Annotated in this window: 7 protein-coding genes and 1 pseudogene; 3 read left to right on the top strand and 5 right to left on the bottom strand. The window is 63.5% G+C overall.

Features of this window, described 5'->3' with window-relative positions; all coding sequences use genetic code 11:
* Window positions 1–109 precede the first annotated feature (109 nt).
* A complete protein-coding gene (gene rfbG / locus ABDV69_RS14830; RefSeq protein ID WP_343575639.1) occupies window positions 110–1,153 on the top strand; it encodes a CDP-glucose 4,6-dehydratase in 1,044 nt (347 codons plus the stop codon).
* Here rfbG and ABDV69_RS14825 read toward each other — a convergent pair.
* From ABDV69_RS14825 to ABDV69_RS14810, 4 genes are all read right to left on the bottom strand, one after another.
* On the bottom strand, window positions 1,126–2,367 hold the full coding sequence (locus ABDV69_RS14825; protein WP_343575638.1) for a class I SAM-dependent methyltransferase: 1,242 nt from the start codon (window positions 2,365–2,367) through the stop codon (window positions 1,126–1,128). The two genes, rfbG and ABDV69_RS14825, sit on opposite strands and share 28 nt — an antisense overlap.
* Window positions 2,364–2,915, bottom strand: coding sequence for a dTDP-4-dehydrorhamnose 3,5-epimerase family protein (locus ABDV69_RS14820; RefSeq protein WP_343575637.1), 552 nt, complete (start codon window positions 2,913–2,915; stop codon window positions 2,364–2,366). The genes ABDV69_RS14825 and ABDV69_RS14820 overlap by 4 nt, the downstream gene beginning before the upstream one ends.
* A 175-nt stretch (window positions 2,916–3,090) precedes the next feature.
* Entirely contained in the window at window positions 3,091–3,864 is a 774-nt protein-coding gene (gene rfbF, locus ABDV69_RS14815; protein ID WP_343575635.1) for a glucose-1-phosphate cytidylyltransferase, read from the bottom strand.
* A 464-nt stretch (window positions 3,865–4,328) separates the two neighbouring features.
* Window positions 4,329–6,107, bottom strand: coding sequence for a glycosyltransferase (locus ABDV69_RS14810; RefSeq protein ID WP_343575633.1), 1,779 nt, complete (start codon window positions 6,105–6,107; stop codon window positions 4,329–4,331).
* Between the two features lie 162 nt (window positions 6,108–6,269).
* Between ABDV69_RS14810 and ABDV69_RS14805 the strand changes: the two are divergent.
* Both ABDV69_RS14805 and ABDV69_RS14800 read left to right on the top strand, forming a co-directional pair.
* Window positions 6,270–6,838: pseudogene (locus ABDV69_RS14805) on the top strand (hypothetical protein); the annotation flags it as partial.
* A 214-nt stretch (window positions 6,839–7,052) separates the two neighbouring features.
* Entirely contained in the window at window positions 7,053–9,074 is a 2,022-nt protein-coding gene (locus ABDV69_RS14800) for a hypothetical protein (RefSeq protein WP_343575631.1), read from the top strand.
* A 3-nt stretch (window positions 9,075–9,077) separates the two neighbouring features.
* Here ABDV69_RS14800 and ABDV69_RS14795 read toward each other — a convergent pair whose 3' ends face one another.
* A complete protein-coding gene (locus ABDV69_RS14795; protein ID WP_343575630.1) occupies window positions 9,078–10,223 on the bottom strand; it encodes an acetate kinase in 1,146 nt (381 codons plus the stop codon).
* Window positions 10,224–10,326: the final 103 nt, after the last annotated feature.

Below are 10,326 nucleotides of genomic sequence, written 5' to 3'. Positions count from 1 at the left end.
GCATGCATCAGATGTACTGGGTAGACACCGCTAGGACCCTACCCAGACTGATGCTCGACTTCCCGTCAGACCCAGTCTGCGATTGTATGGCCGAGGGCGCGCGGTAGCGGTGCACTACTTAGTCACCGGGCACACCGGGTTCAAAGGGGCTTGGCTAACGCTTCTTCTGGTTAGCCGCGGGCACCGGGTGTCCGGGCTGGCCTTGGACCCGGTCGAGGGGAGCCTGTTCAAGCGGGCCAGGCTCGCGAGCCAGCTTGTCCACGACTGCCGGGTGGACATCCGTGATGCCGAAGGCACGGCCGCAGCAGTGTCGGCGGCGGCTCCGGACGTAGTGGTGCACATGGCCGCCCAGCCACTGGTCCGCGAGTCGTATCGCAAGCCGCGGGACACCTACGAAACCAACGCCATCGGCACCCTCAGCGTGCTGGAGGCCGTCGCGGCCACCCCCTCGGTGCGTGCGCACCTTGTCGTGACCACCGACAAGGTCTACCGCAACGTCGACCAAGAGGTTGGTTACGTTGAAACTGACCCCCTCGGCGGCAACGACCCCTACAGCGCCTCCAAGGCGATGGCCGATTTGCTGGCCCAGTCCTGGATTCGCAGTTTCTCCGGCGTTCCTACGGCGATTGCCCGCGCTGGCAATGTCGTCGGCGGCGGCGACATCAGCCGTGACCGGCTGCTGCCAGACCTGACCGCGGCCTATGCGCGGGGCCAAACGCCGCGGCTGCGGTTCCCGCATGCGGTACGGCCGTGGCAACACGTGCTCGATTGCCTCAACGGCTATCTAACTCTTGCTGATGCGCTACTGGCTGGCGTCGGCCAGGGCCAGTGGAACTTCGGGCCGGGCCCCGACAGCTTCGTCGAGGTCGGCCAGGTGGCCACCCTGGCAGCCGAGCTGTGGGGCGGCGGCGCGCATTGGGAGCTCGACCACGGGGAGCATCCACACGAGGCGAAACTGCTGGCCCTCGACACTTCCAAGGCCCAGCGTGACCTCGGCTGGCACAATCGGCTCGGCTTCCACGATGCCCTGGCCTGGACGGTCGACTGGGAGCGGCGCGTGCGCGCGGGCGCCGACCCGCTCATGGTGACCCGGGACCAAATCGCTGCATTCGCTAAACTTCTCGATCAAGATAACGTGGGGTTTTCCAGGTAGCTCAGGTTGGGAACCGCCGTCACAAAACGGGTGCCCTTGCGGACAAGATCAGCCAATTGAGTTTGCACCTCTTGGGCGATGTTCCACGGCAAGATGACCACGTCGTCTGGCGGGTCCTCCCACAGCGCCTCAGGCGAATAGATTGGGATATGGCTTCCCGGCATGAATTTTCCCTGCTTTGACCTCGCGGCATCACACACGTACGGCAGCAAGTCCGGTCTGACGCCTGCATAGTTCAACAAGGTGTTGCCCTTCGCCGCGGCCCCGTAGGCCACCACGCGCCGGCCGGCACGCTTTTGCTCGATTAGGAAGGTCAGGAGATCGTCCTTGACCCGGTTGGCACGCACCTGGAAGGCGGAGTAGGTCTCGACTCGGGTTAATCCAAAGTGTTCCTCGCGCGTCAGTAGCGAATCGACGCGGTCGGTTTTGGCAATGGTTGCCGCAGCGTGGCAGCCATACACTCGCAGGCTGCCGCCGTGAGTGGGCAGTTCCTCTACGTCCCACACGCGCAGGCCAGCCGCTGCAAAGATGCGGGTCACCGCGGTGAGCGACAGGTAAGAGAAATGCTCATGATAGATGGTGTCGAACTGCGTTTGTTCGATCAACGGCAGCAGGTGAGGAAATTCCAGCGTGACGGTGCCTTCCGGCTTCAGCACAGCGGCCAGTCCCCGGGTGAAATCGTTGGTCTCGGGCACATGGGCGTAGACGTTGTTGCCCACCACCAGATCCGCCCGCATTCCATCACCGGCCAGCCGACGCCCCAGCGCCTCGTTAAAGAATTCTCGCCAGACCGGAATGCCCTGTGCCTCGGCGGCTGCGGCGGTGCTCGCCGTCGGCTCAATGCCTAAGCAGGGGACTTCCGCTGCCACAAAGTTTTTCAGCAAGTAGCCATCATTGGACGCCACCTCGATGACAAAGCTGTCGGGTCCGAGTTGCAGGCGTTCAGTCACCATCCGCGCATAGCGAGCAGCGTGCTCGAGCCATGTGCTGGAGGTGCTGGAGAAATAGGCGTAGTCAGGACTAAATAGTTCCTCAGCACGGGCGTAGTCCTCGGTCTGCACCAACCAACACCGGTGGCATACCTTCACTCGCAGTGGGTAATACACCTCGTAGTTACACAGATCCTCGGCACCCAAATAGGCGTTGGATGGCGGCGCGAAGCCCAGATCCACGAAACAGTGCTCCAAAAACGTGCCGCAGTGTCGGCAATTCATATAACAATTCCAGTGAAATCGGCGTCCAGAAGCGAATGGGAAAGGTCACGAACTGAAAGGTCTTGCGGAGGCATTGGCCAGGCAATTGCCAATCGCGGGTCGTCATGACGCAGCCCGCCCTCCGAAGGCTGATCGTGAAATGCTGTGTGCAGATATAGCAATTCGCTGTCGGGTTTCAACGCCTGGAAGCCGTGGGCAAAACCCTCTGGGATGACTAGCATCTGGGCATCGTCTTGTGCCAGTGCCTGGGCGTGCCATCGCAAGAACGTAGGAGAGCCCGCTCGCAGGTCCACCGCAACGTCCCAGACCCGGCCGCGCAGGCAACGGACCATCTTCATCTCCGCATGCGGCGGGCGCTGGAAATGCATCCCACGCACCGCCCCAGCGTGGGTAGTTCTGGATTGGTTGATCTGCGCGATCAGACGCTCGCCGAGAAGGGGCCGAAGTTCCTCAGCACAGAACAGGCGGACGAACGCGCCACGAGCATCAAGATGGGGCAAGGATTTAACGACCTTGAGATCGGCTATTGAGGTGTCTAGGATCTCCATGCCGCCGCCCGACCCGCTCTCAGATCAACGACATTGGCGATGAACGCGATTGGATCATCATGGCTGCGGTAGGGCCAAGGCGATTCACGATTCCCATGATGCATAAACCACAGTTTTCCCAGCAAGCTCCTCAGGCCGGCTACCCATCGCCCGCAATTCGCGGGGTGAAAAGTGTTCAACGCCAGCATTTCCAAGGGGCTTTGCCGCTACTCCATAGTTCTTCAAGCTGGTTCTTGTCCCGAAGCGTATCCATGGGCTGCCAGAAGCCGGAATGGACGAAGGCCATCAGTTGGCCGTCAACAGCCAGCTTGACCAAGGGCTCACGTTCAAACGAGGTCTGGCTGCCTTCAATGTAATCGATTACGGCGGGCGACATTACGAAGAATCCGCCGTTGATGAGGCCGCCGTCTCCAGGTGGCTTTTCGACAAAGCGTGTGACCCGGTCGCCCGTGCGTTCGATCGCCCCATAGCGCCCTGGCGGAAGCACCGTCGTAACGGTGGCGAGACGCCCATGCCGACGGTGGAAATCTATGCTGGCGGCGATGTTCACGTCGCTGAGCCCATCACCGTAGGTGAAGCAGAAAGCCTCATCGTTACGAACATAGGATGCCACGCGCTTGAGGCGCCCGCCTGTCAGGGTGTCGTCTCCGGTATCCACCAGCGTCACCCGCCAGGGTTCTGCATGGTGCTCATGCACTTCCATACTGTTGGCGGACATATCAAAAGTTACGTCCGACATATGCAGGAAGTAGTTGGCGAAATACTCCTTGATAACGTAACCCTTGTAGCCACAGCAAACGATAAAATCGTTAATTCCGTGGTGTGAGTAGAGCTTCATGACGTGCCACAGGATCGGCCGGCCGCCAATCTCCACCATCGGTTTGGGGCGGATGATGGTTTCCTCGCTGAGGCGAGTACCGAGGCCGCCGGCCAGTAATACGGCTTTCATGGGAATCGACCGATTTCGGGTGGTATCATCATGACCAATTGCTCGCCTGTCTCCTGTCGGCCGAGGAGTACGGCTTACCGTTCCCTACAACGCACGTCGGGTACCCGAATATATCGGACGGAATAGTTGTCCGAATACCTCTCCGAGAGATGGCGGATCGGCAGCAACGACCAGTTCCTCATAACGAAACCCACCTAGTGCATAGCGACTCAGGGGTGGTCCCACACGGGCATTTACCGACGACACGTGGTAGCGCCTGCGCAACTCGTCGCGGACAAATGCGTACACCAGTCGGATGTGTCGGCCAGTCGGTAGCGGAGTGTGTGAGCTTCGGCGCTCAGGCAGATCGCTGGGCGCAGTTACTGGGACGGACACAGCCCAGATCGTATCCGCAACGACGGGTCGCGGGGTGGGATCGGCTCACCAGGTCGCGTCTAACGTAGCGGCGGGCGGCAGCCGGACCGTCAGGCTGCGGTGGTGCAGAGCACTTCGTCGAGGCTGGCGGTGTGTAGTCCGGCGGCGCCGGCTCGTCGTCCGAGTTCGGCGATCGGATTCTGGTCGGCGCGTTCAATATCGCCGGCCTGTTCTAGTCGTGTGGTGTCGAACATTGCCGGGCCGGTGGCCACTGCGTCCGTGAGTACGTAGCGGCCGGCGTCGGGTGCGCGGCGCACCGTGTGTTCGGTGGCGCAGGCACCGGTCAGCTTGACTGCATCGCCGAAGTTGATTCCTACCTGGAATATTTGTGTTTCGGCCTTCAGGACTGCGGTGAGGCGGGTGATCAAATTTTCGGGGGCAAAAAACCGCCAGCCTTGGCCGAGGTGCAGCCAGAACCGGCCGGAGATCTGTTCGCGGATGTGTGCGAGCTGGGCGCCTGGCCCGCCGCCAGGGGCGCTATCGGCGAACTCGAGGAACCGGTAGCGCTCCTGGAGCCTCCCGCGATCGTGGGCTGACAGACCGGTATCGAGCACCAGGAAGCGCCCCACCCGTGACACGTCGGTGCAGCAGTGCAGAAATGAGTTCAGCGTCTGTTCGGTGGTGCCCCGATCCGGACCGGCAACCAGGCTAACGGCGGCCTCGGCCTCGTCTGAGGTCGCGACAAGGCGCTGGACTAGCGCATCAGGATACGAGGATGCCGCTTCAATCATGGTTGGGACGCTGAAGTCGCGGTTGCCCGCAATCCGGCCTCGGTCGTCATCGGGGATGTCGGGACGGGCCACCAGGTGCCGGCACAACGTGAACGCCTCGGCGTGCTTTCCGATCCGGGATGCGCAAATCGCCTGCTCATCGACGGCGCGCCAGGCGTACACGTCAGTGCTAACAAATAGGATGTCCTGTTCGGGTAGCGGGATTTGGGCGGCGCGCTCGGCAAACAGGTAACCCAGTTGGAAGCGCCTTTCGAGGCGGTAACGTCGGGCAAGGACATGCAGTGGCTCGGCGCGGGTAGGTCGATACTCCCAAGCCTTTAAGTAGGCGTGCTGAACATTGGGCCACGGCTGATCGAGTTGCGCCATCGACTCTGCGACCCGCCACATCGAGTAGTAGACCTCTTGGTCCCAGCCGCCCATCTCGGTCCGCCGCGCGTACCATTTGCGCGCGTTGGCGAAATCGCCCAGATCGTAGTAACTCTGAGCCAGGTAAAAGACAGATCGCGTATCTTCGGGGTTGCGTTCGACCTCGGCCAGCAACAGGTCGCGATCGCGCGCATACTTATGCTTGTCTTGGCTGCGCGCACCGAGGCGACGAGACTCGATGTAGTACTCGCCCTCGAGATGCGCTAAGGCTTGGCCGGGCTCTCCCGCAATGCCCTCATGGACGACTCCTTCGTAGCGCACGCGCGCCCCGTCGCGGAACAATTGCGGGCGCCAGTATGTGAAGGCGGCTCGTCCGATGCGCATTCGGTAGATGTCGGCGCTTAGTTGGTTGAAGTCGGGGGTGCCAACGAGTATGTCGTCGGCGTCGATGACCCAGATATAGTCGCCGTGGCCCTGGGCGAGGGTTAGTGCTTCGGTGCGGTTGTGGCCGAAGTTGCGCCATGGTCGTTCGTGAAGTTCACCGGGGATGCCGAGACGGGCCATGTGATTGCGGATCGCATTCTGGGTGCCGTCATCGGAGCCGGTGTCCACGATCACCCACGAGCTGATGTAGGGCGCGACTGAGTTAAGTGTCTCGTGAACGATGTGCGCCTCGTTTCGCACAATCATGTTCAGGCAGATCGCAGGGCGCATGGTCACCGGGGCGGACATAGTCCCTGATCGTATGCGGCATCAATGGGTTGCGGAGCGACCTCGGCGTCTTCGGCACCGCCGGCATCAATATCGGCGACGTGCCGAGCACTCTAAGCTTGAACGATCTCAGCACACTCGGTATCGGCGACGGCGCGGACATCTTTCACCCTGCTGGGAATCATCAACACGGTGATCCCCTACGCCGACAACGCTTATCACGACGCCCGGCCCGAATTAGCCTATGCCCCCGGCGATGTGCTGGCACTCGACAGCCGACTCGGGCTGAACCCGGCCCTCAAAGGCCTGGCTCAGCAATGGAATAACCGGACGTTGGCGATCGTGCGCGGGGTGAGTTATCCGCGACCCGACCACAGCCACTTCCGGTCGATGGACATCTGGCAGACCGCCTCGCCAACCGAACCCGTCCACACCGGGTGGATCGGTCGCTGGCTGGACGCCACCGGTGCCGACCCGCTGCGCGCGGTCAACATCGGCCCGGTGCTGCCGCCGCTGGCGGTGGGTGAAAAGTTCACCGCCGCAGCACTTTCCACGTCAGAGAAGCCGGCGTCCGCGGACCGCTTCGCTGCGACGATGGCGGCGCTGGGCGTCGACGACCCCGACGACACCCCGGCGATGCGGCGGTGTCCGACGCCTATCGGGCCACCGCCACCACCGACGCCACGTTCGGCCCGGTCAAGCCGGCCGGTGACAAGCACAACTCGCTGGCCGCGCAGTTGAACGTGGTGGCCGCGCTCTGGGCTTCCTCTGAGCGACCGCCAGAACGTCCGGCGACCCGAACGTCGGATTGCATGCCGCGGAAAAACTCCGAGATTCCTCCGAGAAACTAACTGCCCGTGACGGCCCGACAACACAGGATGTTTACTGAGCCAAAATATTGGCTTCTCAGGCTCACCTCAGCTACAGTCTCGGTGCTTATTAGAACTGTGCAGGAGGGGGCTGCCCATGCAGCGCAATGTTCGTCCCTGGGTTACCACCGGTATCGTCATCGCGGGTGCGAGCCTGATAGCTGTCACTCCGGTTGGCGCGCCGCAGCCCGACGTGCAACACCGCCAGCTCAGGCTCGTCGACTACACCGAGTACGACGCGTCCCAACTGACGAGCGCTACCGACACCAACTTGTCGGGGTTGGAGTCGGTCCTGAGCAGCAGCAACTGGACAACCGACCCCGACATCTCGCAGGGCCTGAGCACGCTGTTCAGCGACCTGTCGACCGGCGCGTCGAACCCGGTGACCAACCCGATTTCGTTGCTGAGCGAGGGCGCGCTGGGGCTGCTCAGCGGCAACGACGCAGCCAATGCGGCCTCCACCGCGCTGACCGCCGTCACCGACAACGTCGAGTCGGCACTCAGCAGCGGCGACACCTCCACTGCGCTCACCGACCTGGAAAACGGCGGCACCACGGTGGCGTACGCCTTCCTCAACGGCTACCCGGACGCCGTCGGCTCCGGAAACGACATTTCGCCGGAGTTCGGCTTGCTGACCAACACCGCCGACGGCGCGGCCACCGGCCAGATCGACTCGCTGGCGCAGCTGAGCAACACCGTCGCCGACGAGGTGTCGGCACTCGGCGGCGGGGATCTGACGACGAGCCCGACCGTGCTCGGACCAGGTTCCTTGGACCTGTCGGTCAACCTGGACTCCCTGCTCAACACTCTCGGCTCGGGCGGCAATCTCACCCTGCCGATCAGCCTGGACAGCTTGCTTAGTGACGTCGCCCCCAGCGGCACGCTCACCCTGCCGGTCTCGCTCGACGGTCTCCTCAACGACGCCGCTCCCAGCGGCACGCTTACCCTGCCGGTCTCGCTCGACGGTCTCCTCAACGACGCCGCCCCCAGCGGCACGCTCACGCTTCCGTTCTCCCTTAACGATCTCCTGAGCGGCGCCACTTCCGGCGGCAATCTCACCCTGCCGGTCAGCTTGGACGGCCTTCTCCAAGACGTAACAGGGGGGCCCACCGGCTCGCTTACAATCCCCGTCTCGCTGGATAGCCTGCTCAATGACGCCGCTGGCGGCTCAGGCGGAGATCTCACCATCCCGGTCACCCCCGACGCAATCCTCACCGATGTCCTCGGCGGCGGCGGCAGTATCAGCATCCCATCGATCTCGCTGAGCAGCATTCTCCCCGCGGACTTCAGCGTCACCCTCCCCCGAGAATGCATCAGCTTCCTTGGATGCGTCGGCGGCAACACGATCAGCATCCCCGACCCCGCTTACCACGACACCATCACTCCTCCTTCGATCTCCGACGCCACCGTGCTCAGCGATCTGGAGTCGGTGCTCGGCAGTTCCGGCAACACAGACATCAGCATTCCCGTCGCCAGCCTAGAGTCACTGCTGGGCACTACCGGGAGCAGCGATCTCAGCGTCTCCACCAGCACGCTTGAGGGACTGCTGGGCACCTTCGGGAGTAACGACATCAGCGTTTCCACCAGCACCCTCGAGGGACTGCTGGGCACCTCCGGCAGTAACGACATCAGCCTCTCGGTCTCCGACCTGCAGACGCTGCTCGGCGCCACCGGCAGCAGCGATCTCAGCGTCTCGACCAGCACCCTCGAGGGGCTTTTCGGCGGTGCGGGCAGCAACGACATCAGTCTGCCGATCAGCACTCTCGAGTCGCTCTTCGGCAGCTCCGGCAGCACCGACATCAGCATCCCGCTGAGCACACTGGAGGGAATCCTGCCCAGCAACCTGAACCTGGACCTGCCCATTCCCGAGGTGACCGGGGCCGCCGTGCCGAACTTCGAGGTCGACCTGTCCCATGATCTGTTGGCGGCGCTGGGCAGTATCACACCGGTCGCGTCGGATCTGCCGAGCCTGCTGGGCACCGACCCGACGCTGGACGCGACATCGCTACTGAGCAGTGCGCTGACCGACCTGGGCCTGCCGGTGTCGGTCACCGGCGGCGATCTGCCGGTCAACCTCACCGGCATCGGAGCCGAGCTGCTGTCCGGCCTGGTGCCGTAAGGGTCAGGCGATCGCCCGCACGCAGTCGCGGGCGATCGCCAACTCCTCGTCGGTGGGCACCACCAGCACCGCGACCGGCGAGGCGTCAGTGGAGATCCGCCGAGAGCCCTTGGCGCGCTGTGCGTTTCGCTGCTCGTCGATCCGAATGCCCAGCCCCGCCAGCCCACTGAGCGCGTCCAAGCGCACCGCGGCGACGTTCTCCCCGACACCCGCGGTGAAGGTCACCACGTCGGTGTGACCCAACACAGCCAGGTACGCACCGACGTATTTGCGCAACCGGTGAATGAATACGTCGTAGGCCAATTGCGCTGCGTTATCGCCGGATTCGATCATCTGCCGCAGCCGGCGGAAATCCCGCTCGCCGGCCAGCCCGAGCAGGCCCGACTGGTGGTTGAGCATCGACTCGACGTCCTCGACGCTCATGCCGGCCTCGCGGTGCAGGTGGCTCACCACGCCCGGGTCGATGTCGCCGCTGCGGGTGCCCATCACCAGGCCCTCCAGCGGGGTCAGCCCCATCGACGTCTCCACCGCGCGGCCACCGGCGATCGCCGAGGCGGACGCACCGTTACCCAGATGCAGCACAATCTGATTCAGCTGCCGGTAAGGCCGTCCCAGAAACGCCGCGGCCTGCTCGCTGACGTAGCGGTGCGAGGTGCCGTGGAAACCGTAGCGCCGGATGTGCCATGTCTGCGCCAGCTCGCGGTCGATCGCATAGGTGGCCGCCGCCGCGGGCAGGTCGTGGAAGAACGCCGTGTCGAACACCGCGACGTGCGGCACACCCGGCAGCATCGCGCGGGCCACCTCGATGCCCTGTAACGCCGGCGGATTGTGCAGCGGGGCCAGTATCGACAAACCCTCGAGCTCGGCGATGACCCCGTCGTCGATCACGGTGGGCCGGTAGAAGACCGCCCCGCCGTGCACCACCCGGTGCCCCACCGCCGCCAGCCCGCAGGCTTTCAGGTCGATGCCGTCATCGGATAATTTCTCGAATGCCACCTGCAGCGCCGCGCCGTGGTCGGTGACGGGCGAGGCTGGCTCACCAATCTGCTCGACGGTGCCATCCGCCAGCGATTGGCCCGAATCAGGCTCGATCAGTTGATATTTCAGCGATGACGAGCCGGCGTTCAGCACGAGAACTGTTTTAGTCATCGGCCGCCCTGCGCCTGGATCGCGGTGATCGCGACCGTGTTGACGATGTCGTCGACCAGCGCGCCGCGGGACAGGTCGTTGACCGGCTTGTTCAGGCCCTGCA

It is taken from the genome of Mycobacterium sp. (assembly GCF_039583785.1).
Taxonomy (GTDB): Bacteria; Actinomycetota; Actinomycetes; order Mycobacteriales; family Mycobacteriaceae; genus Mycobacterium.
This window is presented reverse-complemented; position numbering and strand designations above follow the sequence as displayed.

What these genes read in the sequence shown, in the direction of transcription:
- ABDV69_RS14825 (WP_343575638.1), bottom strand. Translation starts at nt 2,367, where the DNA reads ATGAATTGCCGACACTGCGGCACGTTTTTGGAGCACTGTTTCGTGGAT.
- ABDV69_RS14820 (WP_343575637.1), bottom strand. Translation starts at nt 2,915, where the DNA reads ATGGAGATCCTAGACACCTCAATAGCCGATCTCAAGGTCGTTAAATCC.
- rfbF (WP_343575635.1), bottom strand. Translation starts at nt 3,864, where the DNA reads ATGAAAGCCGTATTACTGGCCGGCGGCCTCGGTACTCGCCTCAGCGAG.
- ABDV69_RS14810 (WP_343575633.1), bottom strand. Translation starts at nt 6,107, where the DNA reads ATGTCCGCCCCGGTGACCATGCGCCCTGCGATCTGCCTGAACATGATT.
- ABDV69_RS14800 (WP_343575631.1), top strand. Translation starts at nt 7,053, where the DNA reads ATGCAGCGCAATGTTCGTCCCTGGGTTACCACCGGTATCGTCATCGCG.
- ABDV69_RS14795 (WP_343575630.1), bottom strand. Translation starts at nt 10,223, where the DNA reads ATGACTAAAACAGTTCTCGTGCTGAACGCCGGCTCGTCATCGCTGAAA.